The sequence below is a fragment of the Pseudomonas sp. AC255 genome (assembly GCF_979258175.1).
In genome coordinates, this window is sequence record NZ_OZ409841.1 from 3,686,191 (window position 1) to 3,708,952 (window position 22,762).

General features: G+C 59.0%; 18 protein-coding genes and 2 pseudogenes. 10 read left to right on the top strand and 10 right to left on the bottom strand.

Annotated elements, in window-relative coordinates; all coding sequences use genetic code 11:
* The first annotated feature begins 5 nt into the window (after nucleotides 1-5).
* Nucleotides 6-1,367, top strand: a complete 1,362-nt coding sequence (locus tag ACZZ0K_RS16755; protein ID WP_039761043.1) for an HlyD family type I secretion periplasmic adaptor subunit — start codon at nucleotides 6-8, stop codon at nucleotides 1,365-1,367.
* Nucleotides 1,368-1,484: 117 nt separating this feature from the next.
* On the opposite strand, the pseudogene ACZZ0K_RS16760 reads toward ACZZ0K_RS16755, so the two are convergent.
* A pseudogene (locus tag ACZZ0K_RS16760) lies at nucleotides 1,485-2,080 on the bottom strand (tRNA-uridine aminocarboxypropyltransferase).
* A 7-nt stretch (nucleotides 2,081-2,087) separates the two neighbouring features.
* Nucleotides 2,088-2,981, bottom strand: coding sequence for a LysR family transcriptional regulator (locus tag ACZZ0K_RS16765; protein ID WP_095180681.1), 894 nt, complete (start codon nucleotides 2,979-2,981; stop codon nucleotides 2,088-2,090).
* Between the two features lie 293 nt (nucleotides 2,982-3,274).
* On the opposite strand from ACZZ0K_RS16765, the gene speB reads away from it, so the two are divergent.
* From speB to ACZZ0K_RS16785, 4 genes are all read left to right on the top strand, one after another.
* Entirely contained in the window at nucleotides 3,275-4,225 is a 951-nt protein-coding gene (speB, locus tag ACZZ0K_RS16770) for an agmatinase (RefSeq protein ID WP_041478968.1), read from the top strand.
* 9 nt (nucleotides 4,226-4,234) lie between these two features.
* A complete protein-coding gene (locus ACZZ0K_RS16775; protein ID WP_150636595.1) occupies nucleotides 4,235-4,657 on the top strand; it encodes a YybH family protein in 423 nt (140 codons plus the stop codon).
* A gap of 51 nt (nucleotides 4,658-4,708) precedes the next feature.
* Entirely contained in the window at nucleotides 4,709-6,211 is a 1,503-nt protein-coding gene (locus ACZZ0K_RS16780; protein WP_150742424.1) for a purine-cytosine permease family protein, read from the top strand.
* A gap of 163 nt (nucleotides 6,212-6,374) precedes the next feature.
* Nucleotides 6,375-7,754: a sodium:solute symporter family protein gene (locus ACZZ0K_RS16785; protein WP_258707756.1), complete on the top strand. Its 1,380-nt coding sequence runs from the start codon at nucleotides 6,375-6,377 to the stop codon at nucleotides 7,752-7,754.
* Between the two features lie 160 nt (nucleotides 7,755-7,914).
* Here ACZZ0K_RS16785 and ACZZ0K_RS16790 read toward each other — a convergent pair whose 3' ends face one another.
* Together ACZZ0K_RS16790 and ptrR are read right to left on the bottom strand one after the other, a co-directional pair.
* Nucleotides 7,915-8,043, bottom strand: a complete 129-nt coding sequence (locus tag ACZZ0K_RS16790; protein ID WP_003184145.1) for a PA1414 family protein — start codon at nucleotides 8,041-8,043, stop codon at nucleotides 7,915-7,917.
* Between the two features lie 142 nt (nucleotides 8,044-8,185).
* Nucleotides 8,186-9,079 (bottom strand): putrescine utilization regulator PtrR, encoded by an 894-nt coding sequence (ptrR, locus tag ACZZ0K_RS16795; protein ID WP_252887478.1) that lies wholly within the window; start codon nucleotides 9,077-9,079, stop codon nucleotides 8,186-8,188.
* 103 nt (nucleotides 9,080-9,182) lie between these two features.
* On the opposite strand from ptrR, the gene ACZZ0K_RS16800 reads away from it, so the two are divergent.
* Nucleotides 9,183-10,364 (top strand): MFS transporter, encoded by a 1,182-nt coding sequence (locus ACZZ0K_RS16800; RefSeq protein ID WP_258707754.1) that lies wholly within the window; start codon nucleotides 9,183-9,185, stop codon nucleotides 10,362-10,364.
* Here the strand turns inward: ACZZ0K_RS16800 and ACZZ0K_RS16805 are convergent.
* The 3 genes from ACZZ0K_RS16805 to ACZZ0K_RS16815 form a co-directional block, all read right to left on the bottom strand.
* A complete protein-coding gene (locus tag ACZZ0K_RS16805; RefSeq protein ID WP_041478962.1) occupies nucleotides 10,312-11,241 on the bottom strand; it encodes a DMT family transporter in 930 nt (309 codons plus the stop codon). The genes ACZZ0K_RS16800 and ACZZ0K_RS16805 overlap by 53 nt on opposite strands.
* A gap of 252 nt (nucleotides 11,242-11,493) precedes the next feature.
* Complete coding sequence (locus tag ACZZ0K_RS16810) at nucleotides 11,494-11,886, bottom strand: DUF2177 family protein (RefSeq protein ID WP_150636587.1); 393 nt, start codon at nucleotides 11,884-11,886, stop codon at nucleotides 11,494-11,496.
* 94 nt (nucleotides 11,887-11,980) lie between these two features.
* On the bottom strand, nucleotides 11,981-12,817 hold the full coding sequence (locus ACZZ0K_RS16815; RefSeq protein WP_016771157.1) for a CvfB family protein: 837 nt from the start codon (nucleotides 12,815-12,817) through the stop codon (nucleotides 11,981-11,983).
* Between the two features lie 339 nt (nucleotides 12,818-13,156).
* Here ACZZ0K_RS16815 and ACZZ0K_RS16820 point away from each other — a divergent pair, with 339 nt between their 5' ends.
* From ACZZ0K_RS16820 to ACZZ0K_RS16830, 3 genes are all read left to right on the top strand, one after another.
* On the top strand, nucleotides 13,157-13,345 hold the full coding sequence (locus tag ACZZ0K_RS16820) for a hypothetical protein (protein WP_016985943.1): 189 nt from the start codon (nucleotides 13,157-13,159) through the stop codon (nucleotides 13,343-13,345).
* A 203-nt stretch (nucleotides 13,346-13,548) separates the two neighbouring features.
* Nucleotides 13,549-14,265: a TorF family putative porin gene (locus ACZZ0K_RS16825; protein ID WP_258707753.1), complete on the top strand. Its 717-nt coding sequence runs from the start codon at nucleotides 13,549-13,551 to the stop codon at nucleotides 14,263-14,265.
* 77 nt (nucleotides 14,266-14,342) lie between these two features.
* A complete protein-coding gene (locus tag ACZZ0K_RS16830; RefSeq protein WP_258707752.1) occupies nucleotides 14,343-15,212 on the top strand; it encodes a DUF6279 family lipoprotein in 870 nt (289 codons plus the stop codon).
* Nucleotides 15,213-15,331: 119 nt separating this feature from the next.
* Here the strand turns inward: ACZZ0K_RS16830 and ACZZ0K_RS16835 are convergent, their stop codons facing one another.
* Complete coding sequence (locus tag ACZZ0K_RS16835; RefSeq protein WP_095180673.1) at nucleotides 15,332-15,724, bottom strand: transcriptional regulator; 393 nt, start codon at nucleotides 15,722-15,724, stop codon at nucleotides 15,332-15,334.
* A 174-nt stretch (nucleotides 15,725-15,898) separates the two neighbouring features.
* Between ACZZ0K_RS16835 and ACZZ0K_RS16840 the strand changes: the two genes are divergently transcribed.
* The gene (locus ACZZ0K_RS16840; protein ID WP_463559217.1) at nucleotides 15,899-16,633 is read left to right on the top strand and encodes a DUF899 domain-containing protein; all 735 of its coding nucleotides are present in this window, start codon (nucleotides 15,899-15,901) and stop codon (nucleotides 16,631-16,633) included.
* Nucleotides 16,634-16,935: 302 nt separating this feature from the next.
* Here ACZZ0K_RS16840 and ACZZ0K_RS16845 read toward each other — a convergent pair whose 3' ends face one another.
* Together ACZZ0K_RS16845 and ACZZ0K_RS16850 are read right to left on the bottom strand one after the other, a co-directional pair.
* Complete coding sequence (locus tag ACZZ0K_RS16845; RefSeq protein WP_463559218.1) at nucleotides 16,936-17,283, bottom strand: hypothetical protein; 348 nt, start codon at nucleotides 17,281-17,283, stop codon at nucleotides 16,936-16,938.
* A pseudogene (locus tag ACZZ0K_RS16850) lies at nucleotides 17,283-22,670 on the bottom strand (hemagglutinin repeat-containing protein); the annotation flags it as partial. The pseudogene ACZZ0K_RS16850 and the gene ACZZ0K_RS16845, both read right to left, overlap by 1 nt.
* Nucleotides 22,671-22,762 lie beyond the last annotated feature (92 nt).

Consider the following 22,762-nt stretch of genomic DNA (forward strand, 5'->3'; position numbering starts at 1 on the left):
ACGCCATGCCTGCTTCTTCCGATAGCAACAAGCGCGGCTACTTCGACAGCTTCGGCAAAAGCGCCGAAGCCGAGTTCATGCCGGAAACCGCCGGCGCAGCATTGCAGGATTCGCCGCGCAAATCGCGGATCACCGTGTGGCTGGCGGCAGCGCTGCTGATCGCCGCCCTGGTCTGGGCCAAATTTGCCGTGCTCGAAGAAGTGACCATGGGCGAAGGCAAGGCGATTCCGTCGAGCAAGGTCCAGGTGATCCAGAACCTTGAGGGCGGTATCGTCACCGAGATTTTCGTTCGCGAAGGCCAGATGGTCGGCAAGGGCGACACCCTGCTGCGCCTGGATGACACGCGCTTTCGCTCGAACAAGGGCGAAAGCGAGGCCGACCGTTACGCGCTGACCGCACAGGTTGAACGGCTGTCAGCCGAGGCCGAGGGACGCCCCTTCAAACTCTCCGCTGAAGTCATCGCCAAGGCGCCGCAAGTCGCCGAGGACGAGCGCTCGCTGTATGAGCAACGCCAACGGCGCCTGGCGAGCGAACAGCGCACCCTCAGCGAACAGCTGCGGCAGAAAACCCAGGAACTGGCCGAGTTTCGTTCCAAGCAAGGCCAGTTCAGCTCCAGCCTGGCGCTGCTGCAACAAGAGATGAACATGTCCGAACCGCTGGTGAAAACCGGCGCCGTCTCACCAGTGGAAATCCTCCGGCTCAGGCGCAGCGCCGTGGAGATCCGTGGTTCGCTGAACGCCACCACGCTGGCGATTCCCCGCGCCGAATCGGCCATCGCCGAGATCCGCAGCAAGATCGACGAATCCGAGCAAACCTTCCGTTCCGAGGCTGCCAAAGAGCTGAATGAGAAACGCACCGACCTGTCGAAAATCACCGCCTCGAGCATCGCCATCGACGATCGCGTCAGCCGTACCACGGTGACATCACCGGTACGCGGGGTGATCAAGCAGATGAAGGTCAACACCATCGGCGGCGTGGTCCAGCCGGGCAGCGACATGGTCGAAATCGTGCCGCTGGAAGACAACCTGCTGATCGAAGCCAAGGTCCGCCCGCAGGACGTCGCGTTCCTGCATCCGGGCCAGAAAGCCATGGTCAAGTTCAGTGCCTACGACTACACGATTTACGGCGGGCTGAGCGCCAAACTCGAGCTGATCGGCGCCGATACGATTACCGACGACAAGGGCAACAGCTTCTATCTGATTCAGGTGCGCACCGACAAGAATCACCTGGGCGGCGACGTGAAACCGCTGCTGATCATCCCGGGGATGGTGGCAACGGTGGACATCATTACCGGCGAGAAAAGCGTCTTGGATTACTTGCTCAAACCGGTGCTGAAAGCGCGGACCGAGGCGATGCGCGAGCGCTAGTGATCTTTGAATTGCGGTGATTGATCTGGCGCTTTCGCGAGCAGGCTCGCTCCCACAATTGGAATGCGTTCCCTGTGGGAGCGAGCCTGCTCGCGAAGAGGCCCGCACAGACAATGATCATCTGTCGCCATGGTTACGCTGAAAGGTCTCCTCCCCCATCGCCGCAATCTGCCCTTCGATCAGCGCTTCAAACGGTTTCAGTAACGGCGCAAACGTCGTCGGTGCTTCGAGGGTTTCGAGCGCCTGGACGATCGCCTCGATCGTCGATAGCGCTCCCGGCCCCGGCGCCTTGCGCAGGCGATAGCGCGACACGCCGCCCTCGGCCAGGGTCACCCGTGGCAGTGCTGCCAGCAGCGGGTTGAGGTGCAGCATCTTGCGCGCTTTGCGCCAGGTGCCGTCCGGGACGACCAGCAACATTGGCTGATCATTTGGCGCGTAAACCTGCAACGACTGCGCATCGTCAGCCGGGAACAGCAAGCGCGCCTGATAACCCGGCTGGTTCAACAGTTTCGGCAAATCTTCGAATACCTCGCCGACAATCAGCTCGGCATTGCTCAGTCCCAGCGCCGCCAGCCGCGCGGTATTGAGCGCGTGACTGACCTCGCTCGGATGCTGCAGCAGCAACACCCGGGTGCGGCTATCGAGGTGCGGAATCAATGGGCACAGGCAATGGGTCTGGGGCGCAGGCAGCGCGGGCATTGGGGTCGGGACATTTTTTTCTCAAGCCTGATTGAGCTGCGCTTTGAGCAAATCGCGGAAGGTCTGGATCAGCGGCTCGCGGCTGCGGCCCCTGCGCATGATCATCGAAAACGGCGCCTGATAACCGAAGGTCGCTGGCAGCAGAACGCGCAGATCGCCCTTGTCGGCCCAGGCCTGCGCGTAGTGCTCCGGCAGATAACCGATGTAGGCGCCGGAGAGCACCAGAATCAGCTGCGCTTCCATACTTTCCACGGTCGCGGCACTGTGTTTGAAACCGTGCCGGGCCAGTTCCGCCTGACTCCAGTAACCGCGCCCGACCATTCGTTGCTGAGTGATGACCTGCTCGGGGATGCGCCGCTCGTTGAACAACGGGTGACGACTGCTGCAATACAGCCAGTGCTGCTCGCGGTACAGCGGCATGTAGACCAGACCGCTCATGCGCGTGGAAAACGCACCGATGGCCAGATCGAGGCGATTGTCCTGCACGCCGAGTTGCAATTCATAAGGGCTCATCACCGACAGGTGCAGATGCACCGCCGGGTGTTCCTGGCTGTAGGCGCCGATGGCTTCGGCAAACGGCAGGGCCTTGTCGCTGACCGTGGAATCGATCACGCCAAGGTTGAGCGTGCCGCGCAGTTCGCCCTTCAGCGCGGCGGCGTATTGCTCGAAGCCTTCAAGCTCGGCGAGCAGGCGCAGGGTTTCCTGATGGAACAGCTCGCCCTTGCTGGTCAGGCTGAAGCCACCGCGCCCGCGATGGCACAGCACCAGACCGAGCGCGGTTTCGAGCTGGCTCATGTAGGTGCTGATCGCCGAGGTCGACAGGTTGAGTTCCTGCTGCGCGTTGGCAAAACCCTGATGGCGCACGACGCTGACGAAGATGCGCAGGAGTTTCAGGTCGGGTAAAGCGTTGGCCATTTCGGCTCCCAAGGATCGTTCCCACGCTCTGCGTGGGAATGCAGCCCGTGACGCTCTGCGTCACTTGTGAGTACGGCTGGACGCGGAGCGTCCGTGGATGCATTCCCACGCAGAGCATGGGAACGATCAGGTGTGGAAGTCTGGCATTAGTTTAGAAAAATCTGAACTAAGTTTTTGCCCGTAGCGATTCTTCCCCGTCACTACATTTCGCATGATCGGCCCCACAGCGGCGTCCGAACCTGTGCTCAACGGCGCGCCGGCATAAATAAAACAAAGACGATGAGGCCCTACCCGTGGACAAGATTCTTCACCAACCACTGGGCGGCAATGAAATGCCGCGCTTCGGCGGCATCGCCACCATGCTCCGACTTCCCCATTTAACGACCGCTGCCGGCCTTGACGCTGCCTTCGTTGGCGTGCCGCTGGACATCGGCACTTCGCTGCGCCCCGGCACCCGCTTCGGGCCACGCGACATCCGCACCGAATCGGTGATGATCCGACCGTACAACATGGCCACCGGCGCCGCGCCGTTCGACTCGCTGTCGGTTGCCGACATCGGTGACGTGGCGATCAACACCTTCAACCTGCTCGACGCCGTGCGCATCATCGAAGAAGCCTACGACAACATCCTCGAGCACAACGTCATCCCGATGACCCTGGGTGGCGACCACACCATCACCCTGCCGATCCTGCGTGCGATTCATAAAAAGCACGGCAAGGTTGGCCTGGTACACATCGATGCCCACGCTGACGTCAACGATCACATGTTCGGCGAGAAGATCGCCCACGGCACCACGTTCCGTCGTGCCGTCGAAGAAGGTCTGCTCGATTGCGATCGCGTGGTGCAGATCGGTTTGCGTGCGCAGGGCTACACCGCTGACGACTTCAACTGGAGCCGCGACCAGGGCTTCCGCGTCGTTCAAGCCGAAGAGTGCTGGCACAAGTCGCTGGCGCCGTTGATGGCGGAAGTGCGCGAGAAGGTCGGTGGCGGTCCGGTGTATCTGAGTTTCGACATCGACGGCATCGACCCGGCCTGGGCGCCCGGCACCGGCACCCCGGAAATCGGCGGCCTGACCACCATTCAGGCGATTGAAATCGTCCGTGGCTGTCAGGGCCTCGACCTGATCGGCTGCGATCTGGTAGAAGTCTCGCCCGCTTACGACACCACCGGCAACACCTCGCTGCTGGCCGCCAACCTGCTGTACGAAATGCTCTGCGTACTGCCTGGCGTGGTTCATCGCTGAGGGTCGGTCATGCACGCACGTGATCAGGTTTTGCACGCGGCCGCCGAGTTGGTCGCCGCGTTTGCGCGTAACGATCGCGAAGCTTACTTCGGGGCGTTCAGCGCCGATGCCAGCTTCGTCTTCTACACCCTCGACCAGCCATTGCTGTCGCGGGATGCCTATCAGGCGTTGTGGGACCGCTGGCGTGCCGAGGATGGTTTCGAGGTGCTGTCGTGCACCTCGAGCAACGCCTTTGTCAGCCTGCAGGGTGACGTGGCGGTTTTCATCCATGACGTGGCCACCGAGCTGCGCATGCAAGGGGAGCAACATTTCAGCCAGGAGCGCGAGACGATTGTTTTCAGAAGACAAGCGTCGAGCCTAGAACAACAAGGCCTATGGCTGGCCTGTCACGAACATTTGTCCGCAATGCCGGAAGGGCTGCCACCCCCTTAGCCAATGGTGACGCTCACGCACGATGAGCGCGCCTGATGATCGGAGCAGATCATGAATAACAACAACAACGAAAAAAGCCTTAGCAGCATCGAAACAAACGGGGTCGAGCAGATCCCGGATCATGAGCGCGACGCCCGACCCAGCGACCTGTTTCGCTTGATCTTCGGCGGCGCCAATACGTTTGCCACCGCTGTGCTCGGCAGTTTCCCGGTGCTGTTCGGCCTGTCGTTTCAGGCCGGTGTCTGGGCGATTGTCCTGGGTGTGGTGGTCGGTGCGCTGATCCTCGCGCCGATGGGCCTGTTCGGCCCGCTCAACGGTACCAACAACGCCGTGTCTTCCGGTGCGCACTTCGGCGTGCACGGGCGGATTGTCGGTTCGTTCCTGTCGTTGCTGACGGCGATCGCGTTCTTCTCGCTGTCAGTGTGGAGCTCGGGTGATGCGCTGGTCGGCGGCGCCAAACGCCTCGTCGATTTGCCGGAAACCGACCTGACCCTGGGCCTGGCCTACGGTCTGTTCGCGCTGCTGGTGCTGACCGTGTGCATCTACGGTTTCCGCATCATGCTGTGGGTCAACCGCATCGCCGTGTGGGCCGCGAGCCTGTTGTTCCTGCTCGGCATTTTCGCCTTCGCCCCTGCTTTCGACAGCCAGTACGCCGGCAGCGTGGCACTGGGTCAGGCCGGGTTCTGGGCGGCATTCATCGGAGCGGCGCTGGTGGCGATGAGCAACCCGATTTCCTTCGGTGCGTTCCTCGGCGACTGGTCGCGCTACATCCCGCGTGAGACGCCGAAGGGCCGGATCATGCTGGCGGTGATCGCCGCACAACTGGCGACGTTGATCCCATTCCTGTTCGGCCTCGCCACCGCCACCATCGTCGCGATCAAAGCGCCGGACTACATCGCCGCGAACAACTATGTCGGCGGCTTGCTGGCCGTGTCGCCGAGCTGGTTCTTCCTGCCGGTGTGCCTGATTGCGGTGATTGGCGGCATGTCCACCGGCACCACGTCGCTGTATGGCACCGGGCTGGACATGTCCAGCGTATTCCCGCGCGTGCTCTCCCGGGTCAAGGCGACCTTGCTGATCGGCGTGCTGTCGATCGCCTTCATCTTCATCGGCCGTTTTGCGGCGAACCTGGTGCAAAGCGTGTCGACCTTCGCCGTGCTGATCATCACCTGCACCACCCCGTGGATGGTGATCATGATCATCGGCCTGCTGGTGCGGCGCGGCTTCTACTGCCCGGATGATCTGCAAGTGTTCACCCGCGGTGAACAGGGCGGACGCTACTGGTTCAATCACGGCTGGAACTGGCGCGGCCTAGGCGCGTGGATCCCCAGCGCACTGGTCGGCCTGTGCTTCGTCAACCTGCCGGGGCAGTTCGTCGGCCCGCTGGGCGAACTGGCCGGTGGCATCGACATCAGTTTGCCGGTGACATTGGGCCTGGCGTCGGTGGTGTATCTGACGCTGCTGCGCCTGTTCCCCGAACCTAGGGAAGTGTTTGGGCCAAAGGATGTGCGCAGCGAAGCCGCCATAAAACCCGAACTACGTCAGGCCGCCTGAATAAACGCAAAACCCTGTGGGAGCGAGCCTGCTCGCGAAGACTTCAGCACATCCAACAATGGTGTGACTGACAGACCGCCTTCGCGAGCAGGCTCGCTCCCACAGGAAGCATTGCAGACCCCATTTGCTTGACCATAAAAAAGACAATCGGAGACACGCCATCATGGCTTTGGATTTATTCGTCGTACTCATTTATGCCGCTGCGATGCTGATTCTCGGCTACTACGGCATGCGCAAGGCCAAGACCCACGAAGACTATCTGGTTGCCGGGCGTAATCTGGGGCCGTCGCTGTACATGGGCACCATGGCAGCAACCGTACTCGGCGGCGCGTCCACCGTCGGCACCGTGCGTCTGGGTTACGTGCATGGCATTTCCGGTTTCTGGCTGTGCGCGGCACTGGGCTGCGGCATCGTCGCGCTGAACCTGTTCCTCGCCAAACCCTTGCTGAAACTCAAGGTATTCACCGTCACCCAGGTCCTGGAGAAGCGCTACAACCCGATGGCGCGCACCGCCAGTGCGACAATCATGCTCGCTTACGCGCTGATGATCGGCGTGACCTCGATTCTGGCGATCGGCACCGTGCTGCAAGTGTTGTTCGGTCTGCCCTTCTGGATTTCCGTAATGCTGGGCGGCGGTATCGTGGTGATTTATTCAACGATCGGCGGCATGTGGTCGCTGACCCTGACGGACATCGTCCAGTTCGGCATCCAGACGGTGGGCCTGATGTTCCTGCTGCTGCCGATCTGCCTGTACCGCGTAGGCGGCTGGGATCAACTGGTCGCGCAACTGCCGGCGGCCAGCTTCAACTTCACCAGCATCGGCTGGGACACGATCATTACCTACTTCATGATCTACTTCTTCGGCATCCTGATCGGCCAGGACATCTGGCAGCGGGTGTTCACCGCCAAAAGCGAAAAGGTCGCCAAGTACGCCGGCACCTCGGCCGGGATCTACTGCATCATTTACGGCCTGGTCTGCGCCTTGATCGGCATGGCTGCGCATGTGCTGATTCCGGATCTGGACAACGTCAACAACGCGTTCGCCGCCATCGTCAAAGTCTCGCTGCCCGACGGCATCCGTGGCCTGGTGATCGCTGCCGCACTGGCGGCGATGATGTCCACCGCCAGCGCCGGCCTGCTCGCCGCGTCCACCACCCTGACCGAAGACCTGCTGCCGAAACTGCGCGGTGGCAAACAGTCCAATGTCGCGGTCAGCCGTCTGTTTACTCTGCTGACCGGGATCGCGGTGTTGGGCATTGCTCTGGTCGTCAATGACGTGATCAGCGCGTTGACCTTGGCTTACAACCTCTTGGTCGGTGGCATGCTGATTCCGCTGATGGGCGCGATTTTCTGGAAGCGTGCGACTACTGCCGGGGCGATCAGCGCCATGACGCTGGGCTTTGTCACTGCGCTGGTGTTCATGGTCAAGGACGGCATGGACGCGAACACGCCGATCTATTACAGCCTGGGTGTCAGCCTGGTGAGCTTCGTACTGGTGAGCCTGTTCTCGCCGCGCCCGGCGACCGTGGCCACTGCGGTGTGAATCGACTGTAACGAGGTGATGTTTTCTTCAGCGGGTGTGGCGTCGGTAGCCACACCCGTTTTTTTCGCTTGGCGAAAAGCAAAGATCGCAGCCTTCGGCAGCTCCTACCATTTGTAGAAACTGCCGACGGCTGCGATCCTGAAATCTCTGATCGGAGGTATTAACGGCGACGTGGCTGGCGCCGACGCTGTTCGTCGTCCGTGCGAATCGGTACCGGTTGCAGAGGCGGTTCGATCAAACCGAGGGCAACTCCCAAATCGTGCAGCCAGTTCTGGATTTTCTCTTTCATCGTCATGCCCCCTTCAGGGTGGTGCTGAGCGGCCGGAATTCTGAGGCCGCTTCGCACTGATAATAGTCCGAAGTCCTACGCAATGCTCGGCCAAATCCGCAATGATCTGTTACTGAATTGAACAGAATCTGTTGCGATTGGTTCACGCGGTTTCCCGCACTTCATGCAAAGCCACGGGATAGACCGCTTGCTGCACGTCGATCCAGGCATTCAGGTTGGCCCCGGCCATACCCTTGCGCCACATGAGCCACGTTGTCGCACCCGCGAACGGCTCGGCCAACGGATGCACCGCGACGCTTTCGCGACCCGGCAGGCTGGCCAACATCGACTCGGCCATCAACGCCACACCACTGCCGGCAATCACACAGGCGAGCATGCCCTGATACGACTCGATCTCCATCGCCCGGCCCATCGCCGCATGGTAGTGAGAGAACCATGCCTCCAGGCGCATGCGATAGGAACAGCCCTGACGGAAGGTGAATACCGAACGCCCTTCCACGTCCCGCGCGGTGCGTACCGGTGGATGGTCGATTTCGGTGATCAGCACCAGCCGTTCCTCGCACAACGGCACGCCATCAAGCCCGGCCAGTTGCAGCGGTCCGTCGACCAATGCCGCGTCGAGGCGGCCGGTGAGCAAACCTTCGAGCAATTCGCCGGTCGGTGCCGATTGCACCTGCAAATTCACTGTCGGGTATTGCTTGTGATAACGCGCCAGCAGCGCCGGCAGATGGATCGCCGCCGTGCTGTACATGGTGCCCAGCACGAAATCCCCGGCCGGTTGCCCGCCCATCACCGCCGCACTGGCCTGATCGCGCAGGGCAAACAGTTTGCCGGTGTAGTCGAGCAGCACCTTGCCCGCCGGCGACAACTGCAAACGCTGCCGTTCGCGGACGAACAGCTCAACGCCCAGTTGCTCCTCAAGCTGTTTCAGCCGCGTTGACAGATTTGATGGCACCCGATGCAGGCGCTCGGCGGCGCGGGTGATCGAGCCTTCCTCGGCGACCGCCTGAAATATCCGCAGCTGGCTGAATTCCACAATCTTCTCCTGAACAGAACAAGTTACTCACTATTATTCAATTTTAAAGAAAGTCAATCGATCCTAGCCTGACGGTCATTGCTGCTTTGAAGGAAGCCCGACCATGTCGCCGCTGATACGTTTATCCGCCTGTTTCGTTGCCCTGATGATGGCCATGGGCATCGGCCGTTTCGCCCTGACGCCACAGATGCCGCACCTGCTCAGCGAAGGGCAGATCGACCTCACCGCCGCCGGGCTGATCGCGGCGGCCAACTACCTCGGCTATCTGCTTGGTGCTGTGGATGCGATGTTCGCGCAGCGGCCGCAGCAGGTGCAGCGACGGCTGCATGGCGGGCTGTGGCTGTGCGTGCTGCTGACACTGGCGTCGTTCTGGGCCAACGGTTTCTGGTCGCACCTGCTGTTGCGTTTTGGTACCGGCGTGGCGAGTGCCTGGGTGCTGGTGATGATTACTTCGCTCAGTCAGCCGCTGGCGGCGGCAGCGGGTCGCCCGCGCTGGGGCGCTCTGGTTTTTGCCGGACCGGGTCTGGGGATTTTTCTCACAGGCTTGCTGGCGCTGGTCTCACATCGATTGCAGCAGACATCGGCAACCCTGTGGCTGATTTACGCGGCGGCTGCGCTGCTGATGATGCTCGGCGTCTGGCGGTTGTTACCGCAGCCCACGGCGGCAGCGAGGCCAGCGACAATGCATGTGAAAACAGCGAATCGAGGCATTGTCCGGCTGGCGCTGGTGTATGCGCTGTACGGCATCGGCTACATCATTCCGGCGACGTTTCTGGCGCAAATGGCCAACGCGCAGTTTCATGGCCAGTGGCAGGCAGATCTGTTCTGGCCGTGCTTTGGCCTCGGCGCGGCGATCGGTGTGTGGTTGGTGAGTCTGCGCCGACATGATCCCGAGACCACGCGGCACTGGCTGATGGCGACGTTGTGGCTGCAAGCGGCCGGTGTGTTTGCGTGCCTGCTGGGCAGCGGCGTCGGCCTGGCGTTGGGAGTGATCCTCTGCGGCACACCGTTTCTGGCCTGCATGCAACTGGTCATGCAGCGTTCGCGAGAGCTGGCGCCCCACGCCACTCAGCGCAACGCCGGGATGCTCACGGCGTGCTTCGCTGTCGGCCAGCTGAGCGGCCCGCTGCTGGCGGCGCTGAGCAGCCATTTCAGCGGCGGCTTGCAGCCGGCGCTGCTGATCGCCGGTGCCGGCCTGTTGCTGGCCGGCGCGCTGGCGATGCAGGGCAGGGCTACTGGCCCAGCGCCTTGCGCAAACGCCGACGCAGCCACTGCTCGGCGCTGACGAAAGTGATGCCGAGCAGCACCAGCACGGCGCCGATGACGAAGTTCAGGCTCAACTGTTCGCCGAGCAGCAGCACGCCGAAGGTCACGCCGAACAACGGCGTCATGAACGAAAACACCGCAAGGTTGGCCGCCAGATAACGGCGCAGCAGCCAGAACCACACCAGGTAACTGAAGAACGACACCACCAGGCCCTGGAACAGCACACTGGCCACCGCCACGGTGGTCAGGCTGACATGAGTGATCTGGCCGCTGAACAGCGCGATCAACAGCAGGCCGATGAAACCGACCAGCAACTGATAGAACAGGGTCAATGTCACCGGAGCTTCCGACAGTCGCGAGGCCCGCACCACCACGGTGGTCGCGCCCCAACAAGCGCCGGCCAATACGCCGAAGGCATCGCCCAGCAGCATGCGCCGATCAAGGTTGTCCCACGACACACCGCCAGCGAAGGCAATCGCAATGCCGATGAACGCCAGCAGAATCCCCAGCCATTGCAACGGGCGCAAACGCTCGCTGGCCAGCAGGAAATGCACGCCGAGTGCGGTGAAGATCGGCGCGGTATAGAGGAACACCGACATGTGCGCGGCGGTGGTCAGTTGCAGGCCTTCGGCGATGAACAGGAATTCCAGACCAAACAGCGCACCGGCCAGCAAACCGCCGCGCCAGGTGCTGCCGACCTGATCCCAGCCGCCCTTCCAGCAGATCAGCAAACCGACCAACAAAGCCGAGATTCCCGAGCGCCCCGCCGCTTGCATCACCGGCGCGATGTCAGTCGCCGCCCATTTGATCAGGACTTGCTGCACACCCCAGATCAGGCACAGGCCGATCATCACTTGCAGGGCAAAACCGTCGGCATTGCGCCGCTCGGCACTCACCGCAACACCTCGAACACACACAACATGGCAGGCCATCCATTGGTCAGGAAACAGTGTCGGGGATTATCAATCAGATGCGCGGAAAAAGCCGTCTGGAAAAGACCTTTATTTGGTCAGTGGCGTCAGCGCTGAATGGTTGACGGCTGCGCCGTCATTCGCGGGCAAGCCCGCTCCCACAGAGGGTTCGGTGAACATGTGGGAGCGAGCCTGCTCGCGAAGAGGCAGCATTGCCAACACAACTGCCGGAGCAGCTCAGGCAAACCGCTTCGCCACCAAATAACCCACCGTGCAAGCAACGGCCGTCGCCACTGTCCCCCACGCCCAATCCATCAAACTCACCTGCACCGACCAGTCGCGCAATGTCGCCCAATTGGTCAGGTCATAAGTGCCGTACGCCACCAGCCCCAACAGCGCACCAAGCTTCGCCGCTCGCTGCCAGCTCAGCGCCGGCAAGACCACGAATACCACGCAGCCAATAACGTACAGGCAATAAAAAACCGCTGCGGGCAACAGCAGCGGTTTATCCAGCATCAGCGAACCGAGCAGTTCGCGATAGGTCGGCGCCATCAGCAGCCCGAGCCAGATCCCATCGAGCAGCAGAAACGTCAGTAGCGTCGAGACGTATGCGATCAGCGCCTTTTTCATTGGCTCACCCCTTTAGATGTGGGAGCCGCCGACTTTCAAGATCAAGATCAAAAGATCGCAGCCTTCGGCAGCTTCTACATGGGCCTGCGGTGAGTCAGGTTAGTTCAATGCGATCGGCGTGAATGACGATCTTGCCTTCCTTGTACAGCGAGCCGATGGCTTTCTTGAAGTTGCCCTTGCTGACGCCGAACAGGCTGCTGATCAACGCCGGATCACTCTTGTCGCTGACCGCCAGGGTGCCGTCGTTTTCGCGCAACTTGCCGAGGATCTTCGAACTCAGGCTGCTCGCCGCTTCCTGGCCAACCGGTTGCAGGCTCAGGCTGATCTTGCCGTCGGCGCGCACTTCCTTGATGAAGCCTTTCTCGCGCATGCCCGAACGCATGAACTTGAAGATTTCGTTCTTGTGGATCAAGCCCCAATGCTTGTTATTGATGATCGCCTTGAAGCCCATGTCAGTGGCTTCGGCCACCAGCAGATCAACTTCCTGGCCCGGGCTGTAGGTGGCCGGGGTTTTGTCGAGGTAACGATCAAGACGCGCGGTGGCGGTGATGCGGCGCGTGTGTTTGTCGAGGTAAACGTGCACCACGCAGTATTCGCCAGCGGTCATCTGGCGCTTTTCTTCCGAGTACGGCAGCAACAGATCCTTCGGCAAGCCCCAGTCGAGGAACACGCCGATGCTGTTGACTTCAACCACTTTCAGGCTGGCAAACTCGCCGACCTGAACTTTGGGTTTTTCCGTGGTGGCGAGAAGTTTGTCTTCGCTGTCCAGATAAATGAATACGTTGAGCCAGTCTTCATCTTCGCTGGGAATATCTTTGGGGATATAACGGTTGGGCAAAAGAATTTCGCCATCGGCACCGCCGTCCAGATATAAACCGAAGTTAGTGTGTTTAACCACTTGCAAACTGTTGTAACGCCCGACTAAAGCCATTTCCGAAACCCTCAATACGTGGGCGGCATTCTACCCGTTTTTGCCGCAGACGTCGGGCGACAGATCCTCGCAGCGGAAAATCTGCGTCAACCTGTTGATTTTGCTTGATCACTGCCCGGTGAGGTGCCGCTCGTCAGTCCGGTCGGGCGGCTTGCGGCTGTGCGCAATCGCCTCACACTCGCGCGATGTTCTTATTTAAAACAGGGAGTTAGCGAAACATTAATAGTGTCGAACCGGCAATAATGCAGCGCTGCGGTTGGTTATTCCGGGGGATATTTACCAAGCTATTGTCAAGTTATTCCTGTACGATGCCTGGCCGAGTTACTTTTCTAAAGGTTAATGGCCGCCATGCGTGTAAAAGCATCCACCAGCAAAGCAAAGCCAGCTCCAGCCGTTGAAACCAGCGAATCGATCAACGATCAGATCGCAGCATTCCTCAAGTCCGGCGGCGAGATCCAGCAAATTGCCAAAGGCGTCAGTGGCCAGACATTCGGCCCGTCCAAGCAGATCAGCCTGGGCAAGAAGTAACACCGGTTTTACCCCGTCCAGAGGCGCTTTGAGCTTCGAAGCGCCTGGACTGGCACCGCGCAACACCCCTTCGCTTTAAACAAAAATTCCCGAAAATCGACGAACGGCCATCAATGCCGGGCATTCGCCGGTATCCTTGCACGCGTCTAGATCAAGCGTTTCAGCAGGCCTTCGCCCTGCGCTCGCGGTTCATGGAGTGACGCATGCGCCCATTTCCCTGTTTATTGTTCGTCAGCCTGCTGTTAGGCGCGACCGCGCACGCGCAGGTTTTTCAGGGCGAACTGGGCGACTTCGATCTCAAGCTCGGCACCACGCCCAGCCGCAGCATGGCCCAGGGACTGGTCAAGCCGGCGGCGGTCGGCTCGTTTCACGGTGGCCTTGATCTGAGCCACGACAGCGGCGTGTATTTCGGCCAGTACGCGCCGAGCATGGGCATCAGCCCGGGCAAGAACCTCGAGATCGATTCCTACGTCGGCTTCAAGCAACCTTTCGATCAGGTGCTCGGCTATGAAGTCGGGATGATCCATTACAGCTATCCCCGCGTGGACACTCTCGACAGCCAGGAGCTGTTCGGCGGTCTGACTCTGCTCGGCAGTCGCTTCGGCATCGCATTGAGCAACGACCCGGATAAACAGAACAACACCTTGTTTGCCGACCTCACTGGCAATCAGCCGTTCGGCATCGGCGTGAGCATGAAATATACCACCCACCAACTGAACACACCGGTGGCGGTGGACGGTGGTTATGTCAGCAATTTCACCGATTGGTCGGTGAAGCTGTCGCGACCATTCATGGGCGTCGATCTCGATCTGATCTACAGCAATTCCAGCCTTAGTGGCAGCGATTGCTCGGCCTATTCCGGGCACAACAGCGAGTGCGACGGCCTCGTCACCCTCAAGGCTGTACGCACGTTCTATTGATCGGCTGAACTGCCGCGCGCATCCTGCATCACATAAGAATCAGATTTCCGACGCCAGGCTCTCGCAAGGATTTGCCCATGTCTCGCTGGTTCAAACAGATTGCCGCCCTGCTCATCTTCACCCTCGCCCTCGGCGCTTGCAGCCGCGTGGGCCTTGCCTACCGCAACCTCGACGTGATTATTCCATGGTCGCTAAGTGACTACGTGGACATGAACGGCGAGCAGAAAGACTGGTTCAACGACCGGCTCAAAGAACACCTGAGCTGGCATTGCACCACGCAGTTACCCGATTACCTCGACTGGCTGGACCGTTTGCAGGCCATGGTCGAGAGCAATCAGGTCAGCGACGCCGCGCTACAGGAGCGCACCGCCGAAGCCAAGCAGGCCATTGCCGAAACCGCCCGGGAAATCACCCCTTCGGCCATTGAGTTGCTGCAGGGCCTGGACGATAAACAGGTCGCAGAAATGAACGACGCGTTTGCCAAGGATTTGCGCAAACGTCAGCAGGAATACGTGAAACCGCCGTTGGCCCAACAGATCAAGGAACGCGGCGAGCGCATGGAAAAACGCCTGAACGACTGGCTGGGTCCGCTCAGCGACACACAGAAACAACGCGTCGCGGCCTGGACCAACGCCTTGGGCGACCAGAACACTCAATGGATCGCCAACCGCGCGCACTGGCAGCAACAGTTCAGTGCCGCCGTTGCGCAACGCCAAAGCCCGGAATTCCCACAACGCATCGAGACACTTCTAGTCAACCGCGAGCGGTTGTGGACAGCGGACTACCGCGAGGCCTACGCCAACACTGAAGCCCAGGCACGCTCGCTGTTTGTCGATCTGATGGCGCAGAGCACGCCGCAACAGCGTGAGCGGTTGTTGAAGAAAATCGAGGGAGTGCGTAAGGACTTCAATGACCTGAAATGCCTGAAGGCCGCGCAGAAACCTTGAGATTACTGGAATCCAATGTGGGAGCGAGCCTGCTCGCGAAAGCGGTGTATCAGACAGTTCAATGTCACTGACAAACCGTATTCGCGAGCAGGCTCGCTCCCACAGGGGATTTCGCTGGCTCAGGCGATTTGAGCCTTTGAAGCGACTTCATCAAATGTCACCTCATCCAGCGCATCCTCCTGCTCATCCAGCACCTGACGCGGATGATCGTTGCCGGGGATGCTGCTGTCGATCAGGCTCAACAGGCTGGAACCGCGCTGCGTCAGAATGAAATTGTTGCCGGTACTGCCTTCATGATCCGGACGCGGCTCGATATAACCACGGTCAAGCAGCAGACTTTCATACTCACAGGCCAACGTTTTCAAATGGTCGAGATTCTCGATCGGCTCGCCAGCGCTGGCTTTCTCGGCCGCGTAGGCTTCGGCATAAGCGCGGGGAGCGAAGCTCTGTCCAGCGCTGTTCTGCACTTCATGCAGCAAACGTTCAATCAAATCCCAGTTATAAGTTGTCATCCTGGTTCAACCTCCGGTGCGGGTGATTTGTGCCGCTTTCAAAGGTTGTGACCCAAGCGCTGCGCAGCCGTTCAGCCGCATATCTTCGCGGCGACCGACCGGCGGTCTGTCGATTCTCTCCCTGGTTAAACGACTAGTCTGAAACAGCCGGTTCAACCCGCAGGAGACATGGTCATGAGCGTTACAAACCATCCGGTGGTATCACGCGAAGAATGGCTCGCCGCCCGCCAGCAGCATCTGGCCCACGAAAAAGCCTTCACCCGGGAACGCGATCGCCTCAGCGCCGAGCGCCGCGCCCTGCCGTGGGTGAAAGTCGACAAGGACTATCACTTCCAAGGTCCGAACGGCGAACTGAAGCTCAACGATTTGTTTGGCAACAACAGCCAGTTGATCATCTACCACTTCATGTTTGCTGAAGGCTGGGAAGAAGGCTGCCAGGGCTGCTCGTTCCTCAGTGACCACATTGACGGCGCCAACCAGCACCTGGCCCACCACGACGTCGCAGTTGTCGCCGTTTCCCACGCGCCGTTGCGCGAGTTTCAGGCGTTCAAACAACGCATGGGCTGGAAATTCGACTGGGTTTCGTCAGAAGGTTGCGATTTCAATTACGACTTCGGCGTCTGCGCCCGGGCTGAAGACGTCGCCGAGGGCAAGGCTACCTACAATTACGAAAAAACCGACAGCGCCGAGGAAGAAATGCCGGGGCTGAGCGTGTTTTATCGCAATGACGAAGGCGAGATTTTTCACACCTATTCAACGTACGCACGCGGTCTGGACATGCTGGTCGGCGCTTACCACTACCTTGATCTGACGCCCAAGGGCAGGAATGAAGACGAGATCATGGAATGGGTGCGACATCATGATCGGTATGCAGTTGACAAGGCTTCGAGCTGCCGCCACGAAAAATAACGGCGCGTCAGGTGGAAACGGACGGCAACGGCCGTCCTTTGTTGCGTGCATCAGGTGTTACAGCGAGATCACTTCTTGCCATTGCCTCAGGACAGGACAAAAAATCTCCAGGGTCCGCCACACTGAACGACATTAGCCTTTGATTCGCCAGAAAATGCACATCATAGATTGCAACTACTCACACTTGATCAGACGGTCGCGAACAGATTGCTGGGTGGGAAAGGAGGCATCACTCAACTCTTCGATGCTGTCTGAGCAGCTATAAACCTTGAATCGAGCATGGAAAACTGACAGTAACCGCATTAACAACATATCGTCCACCGCCCCCCTCCCTCATCCATCTCAATAATGATGAGTTTTTTTCCTGCCATATCCAAAGACCAGCGACAGCCCTCCTGTTGAAGGAACTCCTCGAGCCCTTCATCTGTAAGCTTTTCGATTCTTATCAAGGGTTCGAGGTCCTGCTTACTGCTCCACTGACTGTTGACTTCCCACTTGTTGACTTTTAAATCCAAAAAGCTGCATTCGTTAAAAATCTCTTGATCCTGAACGTAAGAAACAGGAACGCTGCCCCATGCCTCACTGACCAACAACTCTCTTTCCGGTAAAACAGATTCCGACTCCAAAATAACAGCGTATCTATTGCTCATTACATGTTCCCTGTTTCTTGCAAGCGCTTCAGGCCTTTCTCAGCGTTTCTGATCAATTGGTCTCTCGCTGACTTGGGTAGTCGTTTGAAGAACGCATTGATCTGTGGTGCCAGGGGTTTAGACAGGTCCGGGCGGAAATCCACGATCGAATCCTTGCCGCCTCCCGACTGTATCTGAAGCTTACCATTAGGCTCGATATCGACCCGCAACAGGCGCTTGCGCCCACCGATCACGGCCTCCACCGGTTGACCAATGGTTTCACTCGCCTTGATGACTCCTTTCGTACCCGCGACATTGAAGACTTTCCCCGCAGCGGCACCGGCCATGTTGGCTGCTGTGCCCAACGCAATGTTCAGTAGGGTCGTGGCGCCGCGAACATAGATGTCGCCCTGTTGTTGTGTCTCACCCGCCTCAAACATGTATTTGAAGAGGTAATCGCTGGACTCTAGGTCATCCTGATCTTCTCCGCTGAGCTTGCTCGCGATGGCTTTGGCAACTGAATCTTTGGCGGCGTCTATTTTATCGCCAAACAACTTCGCGATCAGAACATTCCCTGCAAGACCCACGGCCATCTTTGCCGGTCCCATCGCAGCCTGAATACCCAATGCCACCAACTGGGCTTGTTCCTTCGGCAGCTTGTCCAGCATTACCTGTAACCGCTCGGTCTCAGCCAATAACTTGCCACCAGGAGTAGTCGGAATCAGTTCCTTGGCCCAGTCCGGCAGACCATTTCCATGGTTTTCGCTGGGCTTATCAGACTCCGATTGTTTTGGACCATCGCTATTCGCATCACAAGCCCCCGGACCAGGGCAGGTCTGCTGTCGGGTGAATTCGTCAAGTACCCCTACATACGTTTGAATAACCGCAATGTTTTTCTCTTGGAGATCATTGATAGCTCCCGGATCGATTCCATTTCGCACAAAGTTTTTGGCAATGTTCAGGGCAAGATCATCACCAAACGTCGCGCGCGCTTGCGCAGGTACGTCGTCCAGCGATACTCGCTGTGCCTGAAGATTCTTCCAGGCCTGACCAACCAGGTTGACAGGCCCTGTGACGAGGGACAGCGCAGCTTCGATAGAGCCCTGAGTGGCGTCACCGTAGTTCTCTATTTTTTCCGCCCAGTCCTTCAATGTGCCCGAAGGATCGGCAACGGCCTCAAGTGACGATTTGCTCACGTACAGATCGGTGCGAGACTCCTTGTCCTTGGTGATTTCGTAACCTTTGTCTACGTCGCGATTCAAACCGACAGTCGAATCCTTGCCCGTTTCGGCGTCCTGGCGTACCACGATCTCGCCGGCGCCGACGGTGCCGCGCACGATCTGTTCACGGTCTTTGTCATACTTCCAGCCGTTGACGCTCCAGCCAGTTTCGCCTTCCTTGCCTTTACCAACCTGACTGCCGTCCTGAGCACCGCTGCCTTTGCCAGCGGTGTAACTGCCACCGACGTTCAGGTAATAACCGTGCTCTTTGTCTGTACCGGCGATGTCACTGAAGCCCAACGTGCCGGTATCCAGTTTCAAATTACCGTTGTCGGCAGCGATCAGTGCACCGTCCAGTTGAGTGTGATTTTCGGTACGGATATCGACTTTGCTTTTACCGGTGATGCTGGTTTGCTGTTCGATCCAGTTCGTCTTGCCGGTGGTCTGGCCGTAACCGACCGAACCACTGACACCAGCACCCGGACCAAACGTGGCGGTAACGCTGATATCAAACTCTTTGCCCTTCACCTTTCCCGTGTCGGCCACAGAAGAGACATTGAGATCCCCGCCCACGCGCCCATTCACCTCATCGCCGCGTAACGTGGCGCCGTCGATGTTGGTGTCCTTGCCACTGGTAAAGCCCAACTTGTCGCCGGCGTAGAGATAAGCCTCTTGCTGGCGATTACCCTCGCGCTCCAGATCGCCCTTGCCCATGCTGACACTGGCATAAACGCCGACACCCTCGGAACCAAAGACCAGACCCACTTCACCGCCACCGTTGTGGCGGTTGCTATCGTTACTGCTGTCGTTCTGTGCCGAGCGGATATTGAGATCATTGACAGCGTTGAGCTCAATATCCCGTTTAGCGCTGACCTGCGTGCCGATCAGATTCAGATCGTGGTCAGCTTGCAGATTGACGTCCCGGCCAGCGCCCAGTTGCGTCGGCGTAGACGTGCCATGCGAGCCGTCTTCAGTGGCGATTCCGTAGCTGCCACCGATGCCGATCTTGAAGCCGCCGCTGGTGCCGCCGTGAATGCCGCCCCAACTTTCGCGTTGCGTGCTGTCCTGGCTGACACCGCCTTTGGCGACATCAAAGGTAACGTCACGACCCGCGACGTTGATGTCGCGCCCGGCGAGGAATTTTGCCCCTTTTACCGTTACATCATTCTTGGCGTTGAGGTTCAGATCCTGGCCGGCATTGAGCGTCGACGATCGACTGCTCTGCTCGAAGGTTTGCTGGCTGCTGCTTTGCTTGCTGTTGCCGAACTTGACGTCTGCTGTCGGTCCGTTGAGGAACTGACTGATACCGTCCACCGCTTTGAGGGTACTTGAGCCTTTGCTGACATTGTCTTCGCCTTTCCCCGCGCCATTGACCGCGTCTTTCGTCTGGCCATAGTTGTGGTCGATCCGAACGCCCAGGCCGTTGCTCTCGTTCTCGCGCTGTTGTTCTACCAACAGGGTTTCGCGCCCGGCATCGATGTTGATGTTGCGCCCGGCATTCAAGTCGATATCGTTATTGGCCTGCAGATCTGAACCGATCTGATTGATATCACGCTTGGCGTTGATGGCCAGATCCTGTCCCGCACTGATCTGGCTGGCAGCACCGGTCTTCTGTTCCAGGCGATTCTTTTCCTTGAGACCCTCCGCGCCGGCAAAGAAGCCCACGCCGTTGTCATCGCTGGAAATGCCGATACCCGCACGCTTGGACTTCGACCATGCTTGCTCGGCACGCTCATCGGAAGCAGCCATCACGTTGACGTCACGACCAGCGTCCATGTTGACATGACGTCCTGCATCGATACCGCTGCCCAGTACATTGATATCGCGCTCGGCACTCAGAATCGTGTCTCGCCCCGCCACCACCATGCTGCCCACACTGGTGCTGCCCTGCCCCTGCCGGCCCGCTTCTTTGGCGGAGGAAAGGGACAGGAAGCCACCCGAAACCGAAAGACCGGTTTTCTTTTTGTAGGCTTCACTGCGGCTGTAGTCAGTGTCATTGGCCGAAATCAGATTGATGTCACCCGTGTCGTCCACCAGACCAGAGCGGAACTCAACGTCGTTGCCCGCCGCTGCAGTGCTGGCCTGCAAGAGAAAGTCTTTACCCGAAGCGACAACGATGTCATTGCCCGCTTCCAACTCGCTGGCGATCTGGATGGTGCTGCTGTTGACCGTAGTTTTGCCACTTTTGGAAAGACCGAAAGATCCCTTCTTGGTGGTCTTGCTGAAATCACTGTGTTCGTCAGTCGCCGAGAGCACCGAGACATTATTCAACGCGCCCAGAACCAGATTGTTTCCGGCTTTCAGTTGACTGCCGATCACGGTGACATCGTGCCCTCCCTCCAGAGAAACACCGCCCTTGTCCGACAGGCTGGCGTTGACGGTCAGGTTGCGTCCGGCCTCGATCACCGAGGCGACATTGGTGCTGTCGTAGCTTTCCTTCTGGGTCGTCTTGCGGCGACCGGATGAGCCTTTGCTTTTCTTGAGGTAGGACGAAGCATCTTCGTCCTTGGCCGAGGTCACGAGCAGATCCCGCCCGGCATCGATATCGACATCACCAGCACCTTCAATCCGGCTGGCGACAATTTCCATGTCATTACCGGCGCTCAAGGAAACATTGCCGCCACTGTGCACCGTCGTGGAAACCTGGGTGATTTTGTCCGTTGAAGTGGTGACCTTTTTGCTCTTGTTGTAGGTGTGCTGCTCGTTCGCTGCCGAGGAAAGGGTCAAGTCACCGGTGGCCGCCATCGTAATGTCGCGTTGGGCAGCTATCTGGCTTGCAATGGCGGTGATGTCACGACCGGCATTGACTTTCAGATTACCTCCCACGTCCACGACTGCACCGTTCTGCACCACCGTGCTGGTGCGCGAATGCGATCCGATACTCAGACCGTCATGCTGCTCAAGGGCCGTGATATTGACGTCACGCCCAGCCTTGATCGTCGTATCGCCAATGCTCTTGAACTCGCTACCGAGGTTGCTGACATCTCTCCCGGCGGTGAGGCTCAGATTGTTTGCCGCTTCTATTCTGGCGGCGGTATCGAGATAGCTGCGTTGCAGCGTCGTGCCGCCGAAGGTGGTCTGGCTCTGGATGACGTTGCGTTCGTTGATCAGATCACCCTCGGTGGCTGTGATGCTGACATCGCGACCGGAAATGATCCCGCCTGCAGCATTGATCAGATTATTTGTCGCCAGCAGATCCAGACGATTGCCCGCCTCGATCAGTCCACTGTTGACCAGGTTGTTCCCCGCAGTGGCGGACAGGTTGTTGGTTGCCCGCAACGTACCTACGTTGTTCAGATCCTGCCCGGCAATCAAGTTGATGTCGTTACCGGCAATCAATGCACCATTGGGCGCCAGGCGATTGTTGGCCTGTGCCAGATAAAGCACAGGGACAAGCACGGACTCTCCGTTCACCTCATGTTTTTCGAGCCACACGATGTCATGGGTCAGCGCTGTCACCTGTTCGGCCGACAAGCTGACGCCCAGTGCCAGATTGAGTTGATCCTTGCTCTTGATGGCGTTGTCCATCAAGTATTTGAACAGTTTCTCGTCCGACGTCTGGCCATCGATAAAGCGTTGTCCGGTGCGCGCGACAACGGCTTGCTGAATCAATCGCTGTTCGTATAGACCATCACCCAGACGCTTGGCGCTGATATCAGGGTCGTAACCGAGATTGGCCAGCAAGTAATCCGAGCTCATGAACTGCTTGAGGTCTGTCAGTACCGGATTGGTTTCAATCAGGTATTTGTGTGGATTGCTGCGCACACTGGTATCTGGCAGACCTTGCACCCGGGTCAGGTTCTGCGCACTGAAAGGCGAATCGGCGGCCGTCAGTGAACGTTTGGGAATGGCTGTCTGAGTCGCGCTGTTGCCGGCCATTGCCGTGCTGAGTTTTGAGGCTGCGTCGTCGACATTGAGGTCTTGGCTGACCCGATCAATCGTCAGGCTGCTTGCGGCAGTTGAAGCGGCATCCACGGCCTTGATCGCCGTCGTCGGTCTGGCGGGAAATCCTGGTTCGTGTTTACCGACGCTGATCGTCGCGCTGCCCATGCGCATATCCGGTCCGGCGTTAACCGCCACCGTCGACGTCTGGCCGCTCAAGCGAAACAGACCGTTCTGGCCTTGCGGCAAGGTGAATCCCGAAAGGGCGAGCGGGTTGACTTGTTGCTGCGCCAGATCCGGTGGCAAATGGGACTGTACGTTAATGACCGTTACCGACGGAGCGCCTGGCAGGGTGGATTCATACGTACGGCCGTTCTTCAGAGAAACAGGCTGGCCTG

Bases quoted from the DNA above. Each gene is read 5' to 3' on its own strand.
- ACZZ0K_RS16840 (WP_463559217.1), top strand. From the start codon at position 15,899: ATGAGCGTTACAAACCATCCGGTGGTATCACGCGAAGAATGGCTCGCC.
- ACZZ0K_RS16845 (WP_463559218.1), bottom strand. From the start codon at position 17,283: ATGAGCAATAGATACGCTGTTATTTTGGAGTCGGAATCTGTTTTACCG.
- ACZZ0K_RS16820 (WP_016985943.1), top strand. From the start codon at position 13,157: ATGGCCGCCATGCGTGTAAAAGCATCCACCAGCAAAGCAAAGCCAGCT.
- ACZZ0K_RS16790 (WP_003184145.1), bottom strand. From the start codon at position 8,043: ATGAAAGAGAAAATCCAGAACTGGCTGCACGATTTGGGAGTTGCCCTC.
- ACZZ0K_RS16815 (WP_016771157.1), bottom strand. From the start codon at position 12,817: ATGGCTTTAGTCGGGCGTTACAACAGTTTGCAAGTGGTTAAACACACT.
- ACZZ0K_RS16785 (WP_258707756.1), top strand. From the start codon at position 6,375: ATGGCTTTGGATTTATTCGTCGTACTCATTTATGCCGCTGCGATGCTG.
- ACZZ0K_RS16775 (WP_150636595.1), top strand. From the start codon at position 4,235: ATGCACGCACGTGATCAGGTTTTGCACGCGGCCGCCGAGTTGGTCGCC.
- ACZZ0K_RS16830 (WP_258707752.1), top strand. From the start codon at position 14,343: ATGTCTCGCTGGTTCAAACAGATTGCCGCCCTGCTCATCTTCACCCTC.
- ACZZ0K_RS16765 (WP_095180681.1), bottom strand. From the start codon at position 2,981: ATGGCCAACGCTTTACCCGACCTGAAACTCCTGCGCATCTTCGTCAGC.
- ACZZ0K_RS16780 (WP_150742424.1), top strand. From the start codon at position 4,709: ATGAATAACAACAACAACGAAAAAAGCCTTAGCAGCATCGAAACAAAC.
- ACZZ0K_RS16810 (WP_150636587.1), bottom strand. From the start codon at position 11,886: ATGAAAAAGGCGCTGATCGCATACGTCTCGACGCTACTGACGTTTCTG.
- ACZZ0K_RS16800 (WP_258707754.1), top strand. From the start codon at position 9,183: ATGTCGCCGCTGATACGTTTATCCGCCTGTTTCGTTGCCCTGATGATG.
- ACZZ0K_RS16825 (WP_258707753.1), top strand. From the start codon at position 13,549: ATGCGCCCATTTCCCTGTTTATTGTTCGTCAGCCTGCTGTTAGGCGCG.
- ACZZ0K_RS16755 (WP_039761043.1), top strand. From the start codon at position 6: ATGCCTGCTTCTTCCGATAGCAACAAGCGCGGCTACTTCGACAGCTTC.
- ACZZ0K_RS16835 (WP_095180673.1), bottom strand. From the start codon at position 15,724: ATGACAACTTATAACTGGGATTTGATTGAACGTTTGCTGCATGAAGTG.